The sequence below is a fragment of the Thiosulfatihalobacter marinus genome (assembly GCF_016019955.1).
Lineage (GTDB): Bacteria > Pseudomonadota > Alphaproteobacteria > Rhodobacterales > Rhodobacteraceae > Shimia > Shimia marinus_A.
In genome coordinates this window covers 91095-109013 of sequence record NZ_JAECRZ010000006.1, presented here as the reverse complement: position 1 = coordinate 109013, position 17919 = coordinate 91095, and the positions used below count along the sequence as shown (strand labels likewise).

General features: G+C 64.5%; 20 protein-coding genes. 13 read left to right on the top strand and 7 right to left on the bottom strand.

Annotation, left to right across the window (positions count from 1 at the left end; all coding sequences use genetic code 11):
- Positions 1-64 precede the first annotated feature (64 nt).
- Positions 65-352, top strand: a complete 288-nt coding sequence (locus I3253_RS10910) for an antibiotic biosynthesis monooxygenase family protein (RefSeq protein WP_197917693.1) — start codon at positions 65-67, stop codon at positions 350-352.
- 54 nt (positions 353-406) lie between these two features.
- Here the strand turns inward: I3253_RS10910 and I3253_RS10905 are convergent, their stop codons facing one another.
- Entirely contained in the window at positions 407-1273 is an 867-nt protein-coding gene (locus I3253_RS10905; RefSeq protein WP_197917692.1) for a DMT family transporter, read from the bottom strand.
- Positions 1270-1947, bottom strand: coding sequence for a tRNA (5-methylaminomethyl-2-thiouridine)(34)-methyltransferase MnmD (gene mnmD / locus I3253_RS10900; RefSeq protein WP_197917691.1), 678 nt, complete (start codon positions 1945-1947; stop codon positions 1270-1272). The genes I3253_RS10905 and mnmD overlap by 4 nt, the downstream gene beginning before the upstream one ends.
- Positions 1948-2007: 60 nt before the next feature.
- On the opposite strand from mnmD, the gene I3253_RS10895 reads away from it, so the two are divergent.
- Complete coding sequence (locus tag I3253_RS10895; RefSeq protein ID WP_197917690.1) at positions 2008-3048, top strand: NAD(P)/FAD-dependent oxidoreductase; 1041 nt, start codon at positions 2008-2010, stop codon at positions 3046-3048.
- 69 nt (positions 3049-3117) lie between these two features.
- On the opposite strand, the gene I3253_RS10890 is transcribed toward I3253_RS10895, so the two are convergent.
- A complete protein-coding gene (locus tag I3253_RS10890; RefSeq protein WP_232236975.1) occupies positions 3118-3882 on the bottom strand; it encodes an FAS1-like dehydratase domain-containing protein in 765 nt (254 codons plus the stop codon).
- Between the two features lie 83 nt (positions 3883-3965).
- Here I3253_RS10890 and I3253_RS10885 point away from each other — a divergent pair, with 83 nt between their 5' ends.
- Entirely contained in the window at positions 3966-4361 is a 396-nt protein-coding gene (locus I3253_RS10885) for a VOC family protein (protein WP_197917688.1), read from the top strand.
- 78 nt (positions 4362-4439) lie between these two features.
- Here the strand turns inward: I3253_RS10885 and I3253_RS10880 are convergent, their stop codons facing one another.
- From I3253_RS10880 to I3253_RS10870, 3 genes are read right to left on the bottom strand one after another with little or no spacing between them, the layout of a single operon-like run.
- Positions 4440-5429, bottom strand: coding sequence for an adenosine kinase (locus tag I3253_RS10880; RefSeq protein WP_197917687.1), 990 nt, complete (start codon positions 5427-5429; stop codon positions 4440-4442).
- Entirely contained in the window at positions 5426-6070 is a 645-nt protein-coding gene (nth, locus tag I3253_RS10875) for an endonuclease III (RefSeq protein ID WP_197917686.1), read from the bottom strand. The genes I3253_RS10880 and nth overlap by 4 nt, the downstream gene beginning before the upstream one ends.
- 50 nt (positions 6071-6120) lie before the next feature.
- Positions 6121-6903 carry an ion transporter gene (locus tag I3253_RS10870; RefSeq protein WP_197917839.1) on the bottom strand — a complete coding sequence of 261 codons (783 nt, stop codon included), beginning with the start codon at positions 6901-6903 and terminating at the stop codon, positions 6121-6123.
- 166 nt (positions 6904-7069) lie between these two features.
- On the opposite strand from I3253_RS10870, the gene I3253_RS10865 reads away from it, so the two are divergent.
- The 3 genes from I3253_RS10865 (at position 7070) to I3253_RS10855 (ending at position 9315) form a co-directional block, all read left to right on the top strand.
- A complete protein-coding gene (locus tag I3253_RS10865; RefSeq protein WP_197917685.1) occupies positions 7070-7918 on the top strand; it encodes a bifunctional helix-turn-helix domain-containing protein/methylated-DNA--[protein]-cysteine S-methyltransferase in 849 nt (282 codons plus the stop codon).
- A gap of 119 nt (positions 7919-8037) precedes the next feature.
- Positions 8038-8691 carry an OmpA family protein gene (locus I3253_RS10860; protein WP_197917684.1) on the top strand — a complete coding sequence of 218 codons (654 nt, stop codon included), beginning with the start codon at positions 8038-8040 and terminating at the stop codon, positions 8689-8691.
- 84 nt (positions 8692-8775) lie between these two features.
- Positions 8776-9315, top strand: a complete 540-nt coding sequence (locus tag I3253_RS10855) for an NADPH-dependent FMN reductase (protein ID WP_197917683.1) — start codon at positions 8776-8778, stop codon at positions 9313-9315.
- Here the strand turns inward: I3253_RS10855 and I3253_RS10850 are convergent, their stop codons facing one another.
- A complete protein-coding gene (locus I3253_RS10850) occupies positions 9316-9936 on the bottom strand; it encodes a TetR/AcrR family transcriptional regulator (RefSeq protein ID WP_232236974.1) in 621 nt (206 codons plus the stop codon).
- Positions 9937-10069: 133 nt separating this feature from the next.
- On the opposite strand from I3253_RS10850, the gene I3253_RS10845 reads away from it, so the two are divergent.
- The 7 genes from I3253_RS10845 to I3253_RS10815 all read left to right on the top strand — a co-directional run bounded on the left by I3253_RS10845 (position 10070) and on the right by I3253_RS10815 (position 17900).
- Positions 10070-11251 carry an acyl-CoA dehydrogenase family protein gene (locus I3253_RS10845; RefSeq protein ID WP_197917682.1) on the top strand — a complete coding sequence of 394 codons (1182 nt, stop codon included), beginning with the start codon at positions 10070-10072 and terminating at the stop codon, positions 11249-11251.
- A gap of 10 nt (positions 11252-11261) precedes the next feature.
- Positions 11262-12377 (top strand): acyl-CoA dehydrogenase family protein, encoded by a 1116-nt coding sequence (locus I3253_RS10840; protein ID WP_197917681.1) that lies wholly within the window; start codon positions 11262-11264, stop codon positions 12375-12377.
- A 123-nt stretch (positions 12378-12500) separates the two neighbouring features.
- Positions 12501-13376, top strand: coding sequence for a branched-chain amino acid ABC transporter permease (locus tag I3253_RS10835; RefSeq protein WP_197917680.1), 876 nt, complete (start codon positions 12501-12503; stop codon positions 13374-13376).
- Positions 13377-13380: 4 nt separating this feature from the next.
- Positions 13381-14466 (top strand): branched-chain amino acid ABC transporter permease, encoded by a 1086-nt coding sequence (locus tag I3253_RS10830; protein WP_197917679.1) that lies wholly within the window; start codon positions 13381-13383, stop codon positions 14464-14466.
- Positions 14463-15233 (top strand): ABC transporter ATP-binding protein, encoded by a 771-nt coding sequence (locus I3253_RS10825; RefSeq protein WP_197917678.1) that lies wholly within the window; start codon positions 14463-14465, stop codon positions 15231-15233. Before I3253_RS10830 ends, I3253_RS10825 begins: the two co-directional genes overlap by 4 nt.
- Complete coding sequence (locus I3253_RS10820; RefSeq protein WP_197917677.1) at positions 15233-16006, top strand: ABC transporter ATP-binding protein; 774 nt, start codon at positions 15233-15235, stop codon at positions 16004-16006. Before I3253_RS10825 ends, I3253_RS10820 begins: the two co-directional genes overlap by 1 nt.
- Before the next feature lie 13 nt (positions 16007-16019).
- Positions 16020-17900: an AMP-dependent synthetase/ligase gene (locus I3253_RS10815; protein WP_197917676.1), complete on the top strand. Its 1881-nt coding sequence runs from the start codon at positions 16020-16022 to the stop codon at positions 17898-17900.
- The last annotated feature ends 19 nt before the right edge of the window (positions 17901-17919 follow it).

The following is a 17919-nucleotide window of genomic DNA, read 5'->3' as shown; positions in this document are numbered from 1 at the left end:
GGTTTATCTGCTAGGGTGGTCGCGAGGCGGGAACACGCAGGCATTCCAGAAAGGAAGGCTTTGCATGATCATGCGCATATTCCAGGTTCGCACCCGGCCCGGCAAGGAGACGGAATTCGCCGAATTCTTTCACAACACGGCCATTCCGCTGATGAAGGGTACCGAAGGCATCGTGCAGGTTCTGGCCGGAGCGCCACATGACGACCCGCGCAATTTCAGCGTGGTCATGGTTTGGCGCGATCTTGCGGCGCTGTCGGATTTCGTGGGCGACGATTATCGCGCGCCCCATATCGACCCGGCAGAGGATGATCTGGTCGAGTCGCGGATGATCCATCACTACGAATTGGCCTGACAGCGAAATCCCTGCGGGGCGGGGCGGAGTGGCGCGGCGGGGGGTGGCCGGCGATCAGGCCCGTTGCTGTTCCCGCCAGAGCGTGAACAGCCCGGCGCCGACAACGATGGCCGCGCCGATCGCCACATTGCTGCGCAGGGTTTCGCCAAAGGCCACCATGCCCAGGGCCGAGGCAAAGGGCAGTTGCAGATAGGCAAAGGGCTGAACCGCGCTGGCCTCGGCCAGTTCGTAGGTCTTGATCAGCAGCCAGTGCCCGAAGGCGCCGCTTATGCAGAGCGCGCCCATCCAGAGCCAATCGGAGGGGGCAAGCGGCTGCCAGTAGAACAGGCCGATCGCCGTCATCACCACGGCACCGACCGTGCCGGTATAGAAAAAGCTGACATGGCCGGGATCGTTGCGCGAGACATAGCGCGTGACCAGCCCGTAGACGGCGAACATCACCGCGCCCAGCAGGGGAATGGCGGCCACCGGCGAGAAGACTCCGGTGCCCGGTTGCAGGATGATCATCACCCCAACCGCCCCGGCGCCAATGGCGGCCCAGCGCCGCCAGCCAACCCGTTCGCCCAGCAGCGGGCCTGAAAGGGCGGCGATCATCAGCGGGTAGGAGATGAAGATGGCGTGGGTCTCGGTCAGGCCAAGCAGGGTAAAGGACACCACGGTGACGCAGATTTCCAGCGCCAGGAGCACGCCGCGAAACACCTGGATCCACGGGTGGCGCGTGGCGATGGCGCGTTTCAGCCCGCCCGCGCGCCGCGCCGAAACGGCGATCACGAACAGGGCGAAGAACCAGTAGCGGATCATCACCACGAGGAAGGTGTTGTATTCCTCGGCCAGCAGGCGCGAGATGCCGTCCTGCATGGCAAAGACAAAGGTTGTCAGGCACATCAGCAGGATGCCGAGGCGGGTGTTGTCCTGGTTCATGGCGCGGCCATGCGGGCGGTTGTCATGTGGCGTTTGCGGCCAAAGCCGGGAATGCGGGTGACAGAAAAGCCGGCGTCGGACAGGGCGCGGCGCACGAACCCGGCGGCGGTATAGGTGGCCGCCGTTCCGCCCGGCCTGGTGTGGCGGGCAACCTGTGCCAGCAGGGCGGCGCCCCACAGTTCCGGGTTCTTGGCCGGGGAGAATCCGTCAAGGAACCAGGCATCGGCGCGAATGCCTGACCGGGCGATGGTTTCGCGCGCATCGCCCAGGATCACGCGGGCGTCGAGGCCGGGCAGGGTTTCCAGAGTGGGGGTTTCGGCCCAGGCGGCGATCAGTTTGTCGGCGTAAGGAGACAGGGACGGAAAGGCGGCCAGCGCACGGGCCATTTCGGACGCGCTGATGGGGAAGGCTTCGAAGCTGGTGAAGGCGAGCGGGGTGGTCTGGCCGCTGGCCTCCCACGCGGCCCAGGTGGCCAGCAGGTTCAGCCCGGTGCCGAAGCCCAGTTCGGCAATGTGAAAGCCGGGCGCGAAACGGGCGGGCAGATCGTTGCCCGTCAGAAAGACATGGCGCGTTTCCGCGAGCCCGTTTTCCAGGCTGAAATACGGGTCGTCAAACCGGGTCGAGACCGGGACAGCGCCGTCGCGCCATTCAAGATCTGCGTGCTGGTCGCTCATCGCGGGATGCCTTAAGGAAATGCAGGATATCAGGATTGGACCAGCGGGGGTGATTTGGCAATGGTGGATGTCACGGTTGTGGGGGCCGGGATCTATGGCCTTGCCACGGGCTGGGCCTGTGCGCGGCGCGGGGCACGGGTGCGGGTGATTGACCGGACCGGGATCGCGGCGGGCTGTTCCGGCGGGATCGTGGGAATGTTGTCGCCGCACGCGCCGGAGCGGTGGAACACGATCAAGGAATTCCAGTTCCAGAGCCTGATCGGGGCGGAAGCGTATTGGCGGGAGATCGAGACTGTTTCCGGCCTGCCCACGGGCTATGGCCGTGTGGGGCGGTTGCAGCCGATCAACACCGGGCGCGCGCTGGCGCTGGCCCGGGAGCGGGCGGTGAATGCCGCCGAATTCTGGCGAGGCAAGGCGGTGTGGGAAGTGATCGACGCCGGAGCGGCGGGGGATTGGTGCCCGGCCAGCGCCTCGGGCCAGGTGATCCGGGAAACGCTGAGCGCGCGGGTGCATCCGCGCCGCGCCTGTCATGCGCTGGCCGGGGCGATCCGCGCGCGGGGCGGCGTGGTGGAGGCTGGCGATGCCGGTGAAACGCCGGGCAAGGTGATCTGGGCCACGGGGGTGGCCGGGTTGCAGGAGTTGACCAGCGCCCTTGGGCGGCAGGTGGGCAACGGGGTCAAGGGACAGGCGGCGCTGTTCGGGCTGGATGCGCGCGGCGCGCCCCTGGCCTCGGCGGACGGGGTGCTGGTGGTGCCGCATGACGATGGCACGCTGGCGGTGGGATCGACAAGCGAGCGGGTGTATGACTCGGGCGATGCCACGGACGGCTTGCTGGAGGAGCTGATTGCGCAGGCGTGCCGGGTGTTCCCTCTTTTGGCCGGTGCGCCGGTGATCGAGCGTTGGGCCGGGGTGCGGCCACGGGCGAAAAGCCGGGCACCGATGCTGGGGGCGCATCCGCTGCGCGAGGGGCAGTTCATCGCCAATGGCGGGTTCAAGATCGGCTTTGGCATGGCGCCGGGGGTGGGCGAGGTGATGGCGGACCTGGTGCTGGACGGGAAAGACGAAATTCCCGAGGGGTTCCGGGTGGCGGCGTCGTTGTGAGGGGGCAGGGGTGAACCCCGGCTTACGGGTTGACTTGAGCGGTGTGTTGGTGGGGTTGGGCTTGCCCGGCTAGTCTGCCTTGGCCGTCATGCATTGTCGCCCGTCGGGGCCGCGCACCCAGAGCGTGCCGTCACCGCCCCAGCAGAGATCGGCGGTTTCGAAATGCATCAGCGGCGACGTGGCGCGGAAGGAAAAGCGGGTGAGATGGCCAAGCTGACGCCGGGCCAGCAGCATGAGCAACTGCGCCAGAAGGGGACCGTGCACCACCAGACCGGCATAGCCTTCGATGTCGCGGGCATAGCCCGGATCATAGTGGATGCGGTGGCCGTTGAAGGTGAGCGCGGAGTAGCGGAACAGGAGCGTGCTGTCAAAGCTGTGGGTTTCGCTGCGGGTTTCGTCGGTGCGCGCGACGGGTGGTTCGGGCGCGGGGGCGGATGGATCGGGGTCTTCGCGGTAGACGAGGTCTTGGTGTTCGCGGATGCAGAGCGTGCCCTCCTGGGTGATCTCGTGGCAGAGCGTGACAAAGCCCAGCGCGCCGCTGCGCCCGGTCTTGCGTTCGGCGCGCGCCACGGTGCTGGTTTTGGTGGCGGGGATACCGGCGCGCAGCGGAGCGGGGAATTCCAGCTGCCCGCCCGCCCACATGCGGCGGGGCAGGCCCATGTCGGGGATCAGCCCGCCCACACGCGGGTGGCCATCGCGGCCCAGTGCCGTGGGCGGCCGGGCGTCCCAGAAATGGAGCTGATGAAAGAATGGCGGCAAAGCGTCGCCCCGGGTGATGGTGGCGGGTTCTCCCAGCGCCGCGAGAAAGGCATTGGCGCGGGCCGGATCAAGCATATCGTTTTGACGATGGGATGTGGGGGCGTCATTGTGCATGGGCGTCAGGCTAGGCGCGCCAAAAAGCGAGGACAAGAGCGATCATGCCACAGGTAAACGCGCTGGATCATCTGGTTTTGACCGTGGCCGATATCGACGCCACGATCGCCTTTTACCGCGATGCGCTGGGCATGGTGGCGGAACCGTTTCACCCCGCCGATGGCAGCACGCGCTGGGCGCTGAAATTCGGGTGTCACAAGATCAACCTGCATGTTGCCGGGGCCGAGTTTGACCCCAGGGCGGCGCGGGCGCTGCCGGGGACGGCGGATGTGTGCTTCCTGACGCAGGTGCCACTGGCCGAGTGGCAGGCGCATCTGGCGCGCGAGGGCGTAGAGGTGCTGGACGGGCCGGTGGCAAGGACCGGCGCGACCGGGCCGATCACGTCGATCTATGTGCGCGACCCGGACGGGAATCTGCTGGAGATATCGGTGGCGGGGTGAGGCGACAGTAGGTTCGCGCCCGAACCCGAGGGGGGCGCGAACCGGATCGCGGGCGATCCGGGGAAATCGTTCTGCGATCTACCCGAGCAATCCCGCCTTGCGGAACAGTTCCTTGACGTTGGCTTCGGGGCGGGCGCCGTAGTGGCTTATGACTTCGGCGGCGGCGATACAGCCCATACGGCCCGACACCTCAAGGCTTTGCCCCGTGGCCACGCCATAAAGGAAACCGGCGGCGAACTGATCGCCCGCGCCGGTGGCATCCACGGGGACAATCTCGTTGACCGGAACGATGGCCTCTTCGTCGCCCTGTACCAGCACCACGTCATGGCCCGAGCGGGTGCAGACAATCAGCCCGCTATCGGCGGCGGCCTGTTCCAGCGCGGTGGACAGATCGGTCTGATAGAGCGATTCCCATTCATGTTCGTTGCCGATCACAAAATCCAGATCGCGCACAAGGCGGCGGAAATCGTCGCGGTGGCGATCCACGCAGAACGGATCGGACAGCGCGATTCCGGCCATGCCGCCGCTTTCCCGGCACAGTTTCGCGGCGCGTTCGAACGCCTCTTTGCCTTTGGGCTTGTCGTAAAGATAGCCCTCCAGGAACAGCAATTGCGCTTGGCCGGCGACATCGTCGGATACGTCATCCGGCCCCAGTTCCGAGGATATCCCCAGATAGGTGTTCATCGACCGCTCACCATCGGGCGAGACAAAGATCATCGAGCGCGAGGTGGGCAATTCGCCCCCCGGCACCGGCGGGTTTACAAAGGCGGTGCCTTCGGCCTGCATCGATGTGGCATAGAACCGGCCCAGCGCATCGTCATGCACGCGCCCGATAAAGGCGGTGGACAGGCCCAGCGCGCCAAGCCCGGCCACGGTATTGGCAACCGAGCCGCCCGGCGCCTGTGTGCGGTTGGTCATCGCGGCATACAGCATCTCGCCGCGCTCGCGTTCAACCAGTTGCATGATGCCCTTCTCGATCCCCATCAGGTCAAGAAAGCTGTCGTCGGATTGGGAAATCACGTCAACGATGGCATTGCCGATGCCGACGATCTGGTAGGTCTTGGTCACAGGTTCTTGTCCTCAAACATGCAGAGATCCCGGATCAGGCAATTGGAGCACATGGGTTTGCGCGCCTTGCAGACATACCGTCCGTGCAGGATCATCCAGTGATGGGCGTGGAGTTGGAAATCCACGGGGATATTGTCTTCGATGGCGCGTTCCACCGCGACCACGTCCTTGCCCGGGCACACGCCCGAGCGGTTGCCAAAGCGGAAGATATGGGTGTCGACAGCCTGTGCCGGGTGGCGCCACCACATGTTCAGCACCACATTGGCCGTCTTGCGGCCCACCCCCGGCAGGCTTTCCAGCGCGGCGCGGGAATTGGGCACCTCGCCGCCATAGTGTTCCACAAGGATGCGCGACAGCTTGATGACGTTGCTGGCCTTGTTGCGGAAAAGGCCGATCGTCTTGATGTGGTCGATCAGGGCCTGTTCACCCAGATCCAGCATCTTTTGCGGCGTATCGGCGATTTTGAACAGCGCGGCGGTGGCCCGGTTCACACCGGCGTCCGTGGCCTGCGCGGACAGGGCCACGGCCACCACCAGCGTATAGGCGTTGACGTGGTCCAGCTCGCCCCTGGGGGCGGGTTCGGCGGCCTGAAACCGGGTAAAGATCTCGCGGATCGTGTGATAATCGAGTTGCTTTGCCATGCGCGGCTCCATTGCACGGGTGGGGGCGCCGGGGCAAGGCCGCGGACGGGCTATTTTCCTGAACTGCGCTCTTTCAACAGCGCCTCGATGTCATTCAGCCGCGCCAGAACCTGATCGCGATAATCATCGGTGCGCTGGTCGGCCTCGGCATGGTGGGCATCCTGCATCGAGTTCACCACCAGACCGACAACCAGGTTCAACACGATGAAGGTGGTCAGCAGGATGAAGGGCACGAAGAACAGCCAGGCATAGGGGAAGGCTTCCATCACCGGGCGCACGATGCCCATGGACCAGCTTTCCAGGGTCATGATCTGAAACAGGGAATAAGCGGATTTGCCCAGCGTGCCGAACCAGTCGGGGAAGGTGGCACCGAACAGTTTGGTGGCCATGACCGCGCCGATATAGAAGATCAGCGTCATCAGCAGAAAGACCGAGCCCATGCCGGGCAGCGCGTTGAGCAGGCCTTCGATCACGCGGCGCAGCGAGGGCGCCACCGACACGACGCGCAACAGGCGCAGGATGCGCAGCGCGCGCAGCACCGACAGCCCCTGTGCGGCGGGCACCAGGGCGATGGCGACGATGGTGAAATCGAACAGGTTCCAGCCGTTGCGGAAAAACCGCGTACCGCGCACATAAAGTTTGGTGGCGATTTCGGCGACGAATACGCCCAGGCAGATCCGGTCAAGCGTGATCAGCAGCGGCCCGGCAAGGGCCATCGCCCGGTCCGAGGTTTCCAGCCCCAGGATCACGGCATTGAACAGGATCACGCCCAGAATCGTGTTGCGGAAGGCGGCGCTGTCGATCAGGGCGGCAAGGCGTTGGCGCAGGGTCATGGCGGAGGAGGTCTCGCGGGAATGGGTCATGGGTGTCATGAGGGGTCATATGGGCGATGCGCGGGCCATGACAACCCGTGCCGGGCAATGCGGCGAATGATCAAGAAACGGGTCGCGCCGGGGCGGGGGCGGTTCTATCCTTGGGGCAGACAAGGGAGCCGGTGCGATGAACGACATGACCCAGGGATACCATTACAACGTGATGCGCCGCGCCATCGAGATGATCGATCAGGGCGGCGAAAACATGACGCTGGAGGAACTGGCAAGGCGGATGGGCATGAGCCCGGCCCATTTCCAGCGCCTGTTCACCCGCTGGGCCGGGGTGTCGCCCAAGCGGTTCCAGCAATACCTGACGCTGGGCCACGCCAAGGCGTTGCTGCACGAGCGGTTTACCACGCTGGACACATCCAGCGCGGTGGGGTTGTCGGGATCGGGGCGGCTGCATGACCTGTTCCTGCGGTGGGAGGCCATGAGCCCCGGCGAGTTCGCGCGCAGGGGCGACGGGCTGACGATCCGTTGGGGCTGGTTTGACAGCCCGTTCGGCCCGGTTCTTGTGACGGGAACGCACAAGGGCATTTGCGGCATCGGGTTCGCTGCCGAAACCGGCGAAGCGGCCACGATGCAGGATTTGGTGTCGCGCTGGCCGCGGGCCGAATTTGTCGAAGATCCGGCATTCCTGCGCCCCTGGGTTCTGGCAGCGTTCAACGCGCAATCGGGGCAGGCCGACAAGGTGCCGGTCTACATGATCGGGTCGGCCTTGCAGATCAAGGTGTGGGAGGCGCTGATGCGCATTCCGTCCGGGCAGGTGACAACCTATTCCGAGATTGCGCAAAGCATCGGGCGGCCCGGCGCGGTGCGCGCCGTGGGCACGGCCGTAGGGCGCAATCCGGTCAGCTGGCTGATCCCGTGCCACAGGGCGATGCGCAAATCGGGCGGGCTGGGCGGCTATCACTGGGGGCTGCCGGTAAAGCGGGCGCTTCTGGCCTGGGAATCGGCGCGTGCCGAGGCCGGGTAGGCCCCGGAATCGGCGCAGAACCGCCGACCCGAGTTGTTTTGGCGCTTGGGGGTGATGGCGGGGTTGGGTATAGTTCGTGCAAAAGCCGGAGGACCGGCACCAAGACCCGAGGCCACATCATGAGCAAACTTCCCGTCGCGCTGGCTGCGCTGTCCGCCCTGGCCCTGACCGCCTGTACCGATCCCGGATATGTGTCCGGCGATTACGAAGACCGGCAGGATTACCGCAACACCAAGTCCGGCGCCGTTCTTGGCGGGTTGCTGGGGGCCGGCCTGGCCGCGGCGACGGATAACAACCCGCTGGCCGGGGCGGCGATCGGGGCCGGAGTGGGCGCGCTGATCGGGCGCGACCTGGACAAGCAGGAACAGGAGTTGCGGGCGCAGTTGGATGACGATGTGCGCATCGAAAACACCGGCGACCGGCTGATCCTGACAATGCCGCAGGACATTTTGTTCAACATCGACAGTGCAACCGTCAACGCCGGTTTGCGCGACGACCTGCTGAAGGTGGCGACCAGCCTGAACAAGTACCCCGATACCACCGTGCAGGTGCTGGGCCATACCGACAATACCGGCTCTGCCGGATATAACCAGCAGCTTTCGGAGCGCCGCGCCAATGCGGTGGCGGATGTGCTGATGGAGGGTGGCGTACCCTTTGCGCGGATTCAGTCGATCGGGCGGGGCGAGGATCAGCCCATCGCCCCGAACCTGAACGAGGATGGCCGCCGTCAGAACCGCCGGGTGGAAATCGTGATCCTGCCCAACGCGGCCTGATGATCCGCCAGGGACGGTGCGCGACGGCTTGTGTGCCGCGCCTGACGCATTAGATTTGGGGGACGTGCAACACGAGGTTCCCCGATGCCCCATTCCCTGCTTGGCCTGTCCGGCGCGCTGCGTGCCGGATCTTCGAACCGTAAACTTCTGCGTGCGGCGGCGCAGATATACGGCGCCGCGCACTATGCCGAAGCCGATCTGAAGCTGCCGCTGTATGATGGCGATGACGAAGAGCGCGACGGCCTTCCCGAGGCGGTGGACGCACTTGTGGCGCAGATTGCCGGGGCCGATGCGGTTCTGATTTCGACACCGGAATACAATGGCGGCATCAGCGGCGTATTGAAGAACGCGCTGGACTGGATCAGCCGGCATTCCGACAAGCCGCTGGCAGGCAAGCCGGTGGCGGTGATGAGCGCGGCGTCGGGCCGGGCGGGTGGTGTGCGCGGGCAAACCATGCTGCGCACCTGTCTGGTGCCGTTTCGTCCGCGCCTGGCGCTGGCGCCCGAGCTGGCGCTGGCGGATGGCCGAAACGCGTTTGACGCCGACGGGCAGTTGACCGGCGACCGCTACCGGAATTCGGTGACGGTGCTGATGGCTGCGTTGCGGGCCGAGGTGGGGCGCTGATCACGTCAGCGCGCGCAGGGCCATGTCGGCCAGCTGATGCGCCACCCGATCCACGAAATCGGCAGGTTCATCGGCGCGCGGCGTGTACCAGACCACCGGCGCGTTCACCAAGAGCAGGATCGAATGCAGCGCCACTGTCAGGTTCTGGTTGCGGAAGGCGCCGCCATCCATACCGCGCCGTATCTGGTGGCGGAACAGCCCTTCGTACCGGTCGCGTTCGTCATGGATGCGCTGGTGCAGGGCGCGTTCGGTGGCGGTGGTGGATTTCTGATACAGCCCGGTATAGGCCTGCCGGATGACCTTGTGATAGGGCAGCGTGCGCAGCACTTCGGGCACATGGGTGCGGATCATGACGCGCAGGTTTTCATCGGCGGGCGCGGCCGGGTCGATCACCGGGGCGACCTTGCGATAGGTGAAATCGGCGGCGCGCAGACAGACTTCGGCCACCAGCACGCCCTTGGACGGGAAGTGATGATAGATGCGCCCCTTGGTGGCGCCCAGATCGCGCGCCACGTCATCGATCGAGGCCACATCCACCCCATGCTGCATGAACACCCGCGCTGCGGCGTCCAGTATCTGGGTCTTTGACGTGCTTGGCAGGGTATGGACCAGATCTTGCATACGGGTTCCCTGAGTGGCGCTGACGCAGCGTCAGCGGTGCGGGGTTTGATTGACAACATACTGAGTAGTATGTCTTGCTTGATCCTGCAATGCCCGCGCCTGTCGCGATGCGGGCGGCAGGGAGGGTACGATCATGTCGGACCTGGAGACATTCCGGGCGGCGACGCGGGATTGGCTGGAGGCGAACTGTCCGGCCGAGATGCGCGCGCCGATGGGCGAGGATGACATCTGTTGGGGTGGACGCAGGTTCACGTTCACCTCGCCCGCGCAAAAACACTGGCTGGAGGTGATGGCGGCGCGTGGCTGGACGGTTCCGGGCTGGCCCGAGCCCTACGGCGGCGCAGGGTTGTCGGGGCCGGAGCAGAAAGTGCTGGCCGAGGAGATGCGCCGCATCAACGCCCGCCCGCCCTTGCAGAGCTTTGGCATCTGGATGCTGGGCCCGGCGTTGCTGGCCTTTGGAACCGAGGAACAAAAACGTCATTACCTGCCGCAGATCGCGCGCGGCGAAATCCGCTGGTGTCAGGGATATTCCGAGCCGGGCGCGGGTTCGGACCTGGCCAGCCTGCAAACCAAAGGCGTGGACAGGGGCGACCATTTCGAGGTGTCGGGTCAGAAGATCTGGACCTCTTATGCCGACAAGGCCGACTGGATTTTCTGCCTGGTGCGCACGGAACCCGAGGCAAGCAAACATACCGGCATTTCCTTTCTGCTGTTCGATATGGAAAGCGAAGGCGTTTCGACCAGGCCGATCAGGCTCATTTCCGGCGCGTCGCCGTTTTGCGAGACCTTTTTTGACAACGTGAAGGTGCCCAGGGACCAGATCGTGGGAGAGCGCGGGCAGGGCTGGACCATCGCCAAATACCTGCTGACCCATGAGCGCGAGATGATCGGCGGGTCGGATGTGGCGCTGTTTGCGAAATCCGACCTTCTGGGCGATGCGGTGGCGGCGATCGGGCTGGACGACGCGGGGCGGCTGGATGATCCGGTGCTGCGCGCCGATCTGGGGCGGTTCATCGTCGATGAGATGGCGTTTGACGCGCATATGGGCATGGCACGCGATCTGCTGCGCCGGGGCGACGAGCTTGGCGCGCGCTCGGCCGAGCTGAAATATCTCGGGACCGAGCTGAACAAGCGGCGCCAGAGCCTGCGTATGGCGGCGGGCGGGGCCGATGATCTGGTGTGGGACGGGCCTGCGAATGATGCCGGACAGGCGGCACGGGACTGGCTGCGCTCGAAGGGCAACAGCATCGAGGGCGGCACGTCCGAGGTGATGCTGGGCATTCTGGCCAAGGCCGTTCTGAAACTGCCGGGATAAGGGGGCAGGCATGGAGAAGCTGAGCGAAGATCACGCCATGGTGGCCGAGGCGGCGGCCGGGTTTCTGGCGCAGAATCATCCGGTGGCGGCTTTTCGCGCGTTGCGGGATTCGGGCGCGCCGCTGGGCTATGACAGGGCGATTGTGGGCCAGATGGCCGGGATGGGCTGGATGGGTGTCGTGTTGCCCGAAGACCTGGGCGGCGTGAATTTCGGGCACCGTGCGGCAGGGCTGATCGCCGGGGCGATGGGGCGCAACCTGACCGCGGCGCCGTTCCTGTCCACGGCGGTGATCGGGGCAAGTGTGCTGAAACATGCCGGGGGGCCGGTGGCGGAAAGCTGGGGGCCGAAACTGGCGGCGGGTGAGGCCGTTGTGGCGCTGGCGATGGAAGAAGGTGCCAAGCATCGCCCCGACAGGATCGCGACCGAGGCGCGCCGGGAGGGCGACGGTTTCGTGCTGAACGGGCGCAAGAGTTTTGTCGTGGATGGGGTTGGTGCGGACCGGCTGATCGTCGTGGCGACGCTGGACGACGCACCGGCGCTGTTCTGGGTCGATCCCACGGCGGCGGGGGTGACGGTGGTGCCGCAGGTGCTGTTGGATCATCGCAATGCCGCGCTGGTGACATTCGAAGGCGTAGGGCTGGACGGGGCGGCGCTGATCGCCGGTCGCGAGAACGCCAGGGCCGTGCTGGCGGCCGCGCTGGCGGCTGGCAGGGCGGTGACGGCGGCCGAGCAGCTTGGGGTGGCCCGGGCGGCCGCGGAAGCGACGTTCGATTATCTGCGCACGCGCAAGCAGTTCGGTATGCTGATCGGCAGCTTTCAGGCGCTGCAACACCGGGCGGCGGATCTGTACTGTGCGATTGAACAGACGGATTCGCTGGCGGCGGCGGCGCTGAACGCGCTGGATCAGGGCGCGGACGAAGGCGAGGCACTGAGCCGCGCGGCCAAGGCCAGGGCGGCGCTGGTGGGGCGGCAGGCGACCGAGGAGGGGGTGCAGATGCATGGCGGCATCGGCATGACCGACGAGATGGACCTGGGCCTGTTCATGAAGCGTGACCGGGCATTGAGCGAATTCCTGGGCGACGCGGGGCATCATACGGATTGGCTTTTGCGGCAGCGGGGTTTGTAAGGCACCGGGCAGGTGACGTAACGGCGGTTGGCCCGCAAACCTGCCTGCAAGCTTGACGCGAGACAGGGCCAGCGCAGAGACTGAACCGCAGGAGGCCGGAAAAACCGGCACGGGGAGGATAGATTGGAAGTTTTGCAACTGCTCGTCAGCGGGCTTGCGAATGGCTGTGTATACGGCCTGATCGCGCTTGGCTTTGTGCTGATCTACAAGGCGACCGAAGCGGTGAATTTCGCCCAGGGCGATTTCATGATGCTGGGCGCCTTTGTCACGCTGGGCCTGACCAACGCCCAATACATGGACCTGCCCTTTTGGGTGGCGGCACCGATGGCGATCGCGATCATGGCGGTGCTGGGCTATCTGCTGGATTTCTTCGTATTGCGGCACCTGTTCGGTCAAAGCCAGACAGCGGTTGTGATCCTGACCATCGCGCTGGGTTTCGTGATCCGTTTCATCGCCGGAGCGATCTGGGGGCATGAGCCGCAGACATTGGAAAGTCCGCTGGCCGTAGGGGATTTGCGGGTTGGCGGTGTGGTGCTGGGCATGGCCGATGTGGCGGTGATCATCGTGACCGTGTTGCTGACCCTGTTCCTGTACCAGTTTTTCCAGCGTACCAAGCTGGGCCTGGCCATGCAGGCGGCCAGCCAGAACCAGATGGCGGCCTATTTCATGGGCATTCCGGTCCGGCGGGTACAGGGCATGATCTGGGGCCTGTCCGGCGCGGTGGCGGCGGTGGCGGGGATCCTGTTCGCGTCCAAGGGCGCGATTGATCCGAACGCGGGATTGCTGGGCATCAAGGCATTCGCGGCGGCGGTGATCGGTGGTTTCGGCAGCCTGCCCGGCGCGCTGGCCGGGGGGCTGATCGTGGGTGTGATCGAGCCGTTCGCGGCGCGTTATCTGGCCGCGGGCTACAGCCAGATCGCGCCCTATGCGCTGCTGTTGTTCGTGCTGGTGTTCCGGCCCCACGGCCTGTTCAGCCAGGTCCGCACCAAGAAGGTCTGATCCCATGCGCATTCATTTCAAGACCTCTTATGAACATGACATTCGCCTGTTTGCCGATTGGTGGAGCTTTTTCGTATATGCCGCGCTGATCGTGGTGGCGGTGGCGCTGCCGTGGATCATGGACGAGTTCTATCTTGGCGAAGTCACCAACGTGCTGATCTGGGCGATTGCGGGGCTTGGGCTGATGCTGTTGACCGGGCAGACCGGACAGGCCAGCCTTGGCCATGCCGCGTTCCTGGCGGTGGGCTGTTATGCCAATGTGATCTTTATGGAACTGGGGCTGCCCTTTCTGATCGCCTTTCCGCTGGCCGGGATCGTGACCGGGATCGTGGGCACGATCATCGCGATACCGGCGATCCGGATGCACGGCATCTATCTGGCGATTGCTACGATTGCCCTGTCGATCCTGACCGATGACCTGATCGTGCTGCTGGAGCCGATCACCAATGGCGTGTCGGGCAAGTTTGCTCCGACGATCACCATTTTCGGCATCGAGATCGAACGCTGGACAACACCGGACCGGTTCTACTGGCTGGTGTTGGCGGTGACGGTCCTGTGTACGCTGGCCTATCGCAACCTGCTGCGCGCGCCGTTGGGGCGCGCCATGGCGGCGGTGCGTGACAGCGAGGTTTCCGCCACGGCGATGGGGGTGCATATCGCCCGCACCAAGGCGGCAAGTTTCGGAATTTCCTGCGCCATCACCGGGCTGGCCGGGGCGCTGATGGGATTTTATGCCGGCGCGTTCAACAACGAGACCTTTTCCATCGTCATCTCGATCACCTTGTTGATGATGATCGTGATCGGCGGGCTTGGCTCGATCCATGGCGCGTTCTTTGGCGCGGTGGTGGTGGCGTTCCTGCCGCAGGCGCTGTCGATTGCAAAGGATTCGATCGGCGGCGGCAGCGTGGCCATTCCGGGGCTGGAAACCGGGGTGTTCGGGCTGATCCTGATCCTGTTCATCATGTTCGAACCGATGGGCATCTATGGCCGCTGGATGAAGATCCGCATCTGGTTCGAGCTGTTCCCGTTTGCCCGCAAGGACATGTTCAAGCGGCAGAAGAGCTATCTGAAGACGGAGCGGTTGAGATGAGCGCCTTGTTGGACATCAGGAACGCAACGCTGAAATTCGGTGGTGTCGTGGCGGTGAACGATCTGAGCTTTACCGTCGAGGAAGGCGAGGTGTATGCGATTGTCGGGCCGAACGGGGCGGGCAAATCGACCGTGTTCAACCTGATCTCGCGGTTTTACGATCCGTTTTCCGGGGCGATCACCTTTGACGGCAACAACCTGTTGGACCGCAAGGCCGACGAGGTGGCCGATCTGGGCATTGCCCGCACGTTCCAGAATATCGAGCTGTTCGAACACGCGACCGTGTTGCAGAATCTGCTGGTCGGGCGGCATCGCCACCGGCGCACCACGCTGGTGGAGGAGATGCTGTTCACCCCGCGCGTGCGGCGCGAGGAAAAGCGCCATCGCGAGGCGGTGGAAGAGGTGATCGATTTCCTGGACCTGCAACCCTATCGCAACAAGATGATTGCCGGGCTGCCCTATGGGGTGCGCAAGGTGGTCGAGGTGGGCCGGGCGCTGGCCACCGGGCCGCGCCTGTTGCTGCTGGACGAACCGGCCTCGGGCCTGTCGGTCGAGGAGACCCAGGACATGCGCTGGTGGATTGACGATATCCGCAAGCAGATGGGGATCACCGTGCTGATGGTGGAACATGACATGGGGCTGGTGTCGGGCGTATCGGACCGGGTGCTGGCGCTGGCGGACGGGGCCAAGCTGGCCGAGGGCACACCGGCCGAGGTGCAAAGCGACCCGGCGGTGATCGAAGCCTATCTGGGTGCGGGGGCCGCGTGATGAGCAAGACCGTGCTGGAAGTGAAGAACCTTGAAAGTTTTTACGGGCCGATCATGGCGATCCGGGGCGCCAGCCTGAAGGTGGAGAAAGGGCAGGTCGTGACCGTGCTGGGCGCCAATGGCGCGGGCAAGTCGACATTGCTCAAGACCATCTCGGGGATCATGGATCCGGAAAAGGGTCAGGTGATTTTCGAGGGCGAGGAGATACAGGGAAAAGAGCCGCATTCCATTGTGCGGCGTGGCATCGTGCATGTGCCCGAGGGGCGCGAGGTGTTCCCGCTTTTGACCGTGGACGAGAACCTGTCGCTGGGCGCCTATACGCGCGGCGACAAGGCCGAGATCGAGAAGGACCGGGAGATGGTGTTCGAGTATTTCCCGATCCTGGCGGAACGGCGCGGCCAGGAGGCGGGCACGCTTTCGGGCGGGCAGCAACAGATGCTGGCCATTGGGCGCGGGTTGATGCTGCGGCCCAAGATCATGCTTCTGGACGAGCCGTCGCTTGGCCTGTCGCCGCTGCTGGTGCAGGAGATATTCGCGATCCTCAAACGCCTGAACACCGACGAGGGCGTGACCATGATGCTGGTCGAACAGAACGCCAAGGTGGCATTGGACCTGGCCGATATGGGCTATGTGATGGAGATCGGGCGCATCGTGATGGACGGCACCGCCGACCGGCTGATGGAGAGCGAGGACATCAAGGCGTTCTACCTGGGCCACCAGGAAGTGGGCGCGCGCGGGGAACGCCGCTGGAAACGCAAGAAGACGTGGCGCTGAGGGAGGGATTGGCATGAATATTCACAATACCGACCAGATCGAGATCAACGGCGTGATCGTCACCGCCGACCCCAGCCAGCGCCCGGCGCTGGTGGACGGCTGCGATACCGTGCCCAAGCTGTTTGCAAAACGCTGTGTGCAGATGGGCGATGAGACCGCGCATCGCGAAAAGGATCTGGGCATCTGGCGGGCCTATTCGTGGAAGGATTACTGGACCCACGCCAAGTGGATCGGGCTGGGCCTGCGGGCGCTGGGGCTGGAACGCGGCGAGGTGGTTTCGATCCTCAGCGAGGACCGCAAGGAATGGCTGTATGCCGATATGGGCATTCAGGCCGTGGGCGGGATCGCGTCGGGGGTTTACACGACCGACTCGGCCAGCCAGCTGGAATACCTGCTGCGCGACAGCGACAGCCGGTTCCTGTTCGTGGAAAACGACGAGCAGCTTGACAAGTTTCTGGAGATCGAGGACCGGGCGCCGCAGGTGCTCAAGGTCATCATCTTCGAGAAAGAGGGGCTGCACGATCTGCGCCACGAGAAATGCGTGTTCATCGACGACCTGTACGACACGGGGCGCGCGTTCGAGGCGGAAAACCACGGGTTTTTCGAGGCCGAGATCGAGAAATCGCAACCCGGTGACACGGGGTTGCTGATCTATACGTCGGGCACCACGGGAATGCCCAAGGGCGCGATGCTGAGCCAGGAAAACGTGATCGCGGCCATGGTATCGGGGGCCCATGCGCTGCCGACATTGCCGGGCGACGAACAGCTGTGCTTTCTGCCGCTGTGCCATATCCTGGAGCGGGATGTGTCGGTCTATTATCCGCTGGCGGGCAAATCGGTGGTGAATTTCGCCGAAAGTCCGGAAACGGTTTTTGACAACCTGCAAGAGGTGTCGCCCAGCCATTTCACCGCCGTGCCGCGCGTGTGGGAGAAAATCTATTCCCGCGTTCTGGTGCTGGCGCAGGAGGCCACGCCGATCGGGCGGCTGGCGTTCAGGATGGCCGTCAGCGCGGGCCTGAAACGCGCCGATTACCAGCTGGCGCGAAAACCCGTGCCGCCCCTGGTGGCGCTGCATTACATGGTCTGGGATTTCCTGGTGCTGCGCAATCTGCGCCGGATGCTGGGCATGGACCGGATGCGCCGGGGCGGCACAGGCGCGGCGCCGATCTCGCCCGAGCTGATCCGCTGGTACTGGGCCATTGGCGTGCAGTTGCTGGAAGGCTACGGCATGACCGAGAATACCGGGATCGCCTCGATCAACCTGCCTGACGACAACAAGCTGGGCACGGTGGGCAAGGCGGTGCCGGGGTTCCGGGTGCGGATTGCCGGGGACGGGGAAATCCAGACCCATGGGCTGAACAATTTCCAGGGCTACTGGCGCAACAACGAAAAGACCGCCGAGACATTCACCGAAGATGGCTGGCTGCGTACGGGGGATGTGGGCAAGCTGGACGAGGACGGGTTCCTGACCATCACCGGGCGGCTGAAGGACATCATCATCACCGCCGGGGGCAAGAACATCACCCCGGCCGAAATCGAGAGCCGGTTGAAATTCAGCCACTATGTTTCGGATGCGGTGGTGATCGGCGACGCGCGCAAATACCTGACCTGTCTGATCATGATCGATCAGGAAAATGTCGAGAAATTCGCGCAGGACCGCAAGGTGCCGTTTTCCGATTTTGCCTCGCTTTGCGCGGCACAGGAGGTGGTGGACCTGATCCGCAAGGAGGTGGAGGCGGTCAACAACGATTTTGCCCGCGTCGAGCAGATCAAGGATTTCCGGCTGATCAACGTGCTGTTGACGGCGGAAGACGAGGAACTGACCGCAACGATGAAGCTGAAGCGCAGCTTTGTCGAAAAGAAACACGCGGCGCTGATCGAGGAAATGTACTAGACTGAAAATCAAGTGGCGA

What these genes read in the sequence shown, in the direction of transcription:
- I3253_RS10885 (WP_197917688.1), top strand. Translation starts at nt 3,966, where the DNA reads ATGCCACAGGTAAACGCGCTGGATCATCTGGTTTTGACCGTGGCCGAT.
- I3253_RS10870 (WP_197917839.1), bottom strand. Translation starts at nt 6,903, where the DNA reads ATGACCCTGCGCCAACGCCTTGCCGCCCTGATCGACAGCGCCGCCTTC.
- I3253_RS10845 (WP_197917682.1), top strand. Translation starts at nt 10,070, where the DNA reads ATGTCGGACCTGGAGACATTCCGGGCGGCGACGCGGGATTGGCTGGAG.
- I3253_RS10905 (WP_197917692.1), bottom strand. Translation starts at nt 1,273, where the DNA reads ATGAACCAGGACAACACCCGCCTCGGCATCCTGCTGATGTGCCTGACA.
- I3253_RS10895 (WP_197917690.1), top strand. Translation starts at nt 2,008, where the DNA reads ATGGTGGATGTCACGGTTGTGGGGGCCGGGATCTATGGCCTTGCCACG.
- I3253_RS10840 (WP_197917681.1), top strand. Translation starts at nt 11,262, where the DNA reads ATGGAGAAGCTGAGCGAAGATCACGCCATGGTGGCCGAGGCGGCGGCC.
- I3253_RS10830 (WP_197917679.1), top strand. Translation starts at nt 13,381, where the DNA reads ATGCGCATTCATTTCAAGACCTCTTATGAACATGACATTCGCCTGTTT.
- mnmD (WP_197917691.1), bottom strand. Translation starts at nt 1,947, where the DNA reads ATGAGCGACCAGCACGCAGATCTTGAATGGCGCGACGGCGCTGTCCCG.
- I3253_RS10860 (WP_197917684.1), top strand. Translation starts at nt 8,038, where the DNA reads ATGAGCAAACTTCCCGTCGCGCTGGCTGCGCTGTCCGCCCTGGCCCTG.
- I3253_RS10865 (WP_197917685.1), top strand. Translation starts at nt 7,070, where the DNA reads ATGAACGACATGACCCAGGGATACCATTACAACGTGATGCGCCGCGCC.
- I3253_RS10890 (WP_232236975.1), bottom strand. Translation starts at nt 3,882, where the DNA reads ATGCTTGATCCGGCCCGCGCCAATGCCTTTCTCGCGGCGCTGGGAGAA.
- nth (WP_197917686.1), bottom strand. Translation starts at nt 6,070, where the DNA reads ATGGCAAAGCAACTCGATTATCACACGATCCGCGAGATCTTTACCCGG.
- I3253_RS10910 (WP_197917693.1), top strand. Translation starts at nt 65, where the DNA reads ATGATCATGCGCATATTCCAGGTTCGCACCCGGCCCGGCAAGGAGACG.
- I3253_RS10820 (WP_197917677.1), top strand. Translation starts at nt 15,233, where the DNA reads ATGAGCAAGACCGTGCTGGAAGTGAAGAACCTTGAAAGTTTTTACGGG.
- I3253_RS10850 (WP_232236974.1), bottom strand. Translation starts at nt 9,936, where the DNA reads ATGCAAGATCTGGTCCATACCCTGCCAAGCACGTCAAAGACCCAGATA.
- I3253_RS10815 (WP_197917676.1), top strand. Translation starts at nt 16,020, where the DNA reads ATGAATATTCACAATACCGACCAGATCGAGATCAACGGCGTGATCGTC.
- I3253_RS10825 (WP_197917678.1), top strand. Translation starts at nt 14,463, where the DNA reads ATGAGCGCCTTGTTGGACATCAGGAACGCAACGCTGAAATTCGGTGGT.
- I3253_RS10855 (WP_197917683.1), top strand. Translation starts at nt 8,776, where the DNA reads ATGCCCCATTCCCTGCTTGGCCTGTCCGGCGCGCTGCGTGCCGGATCT.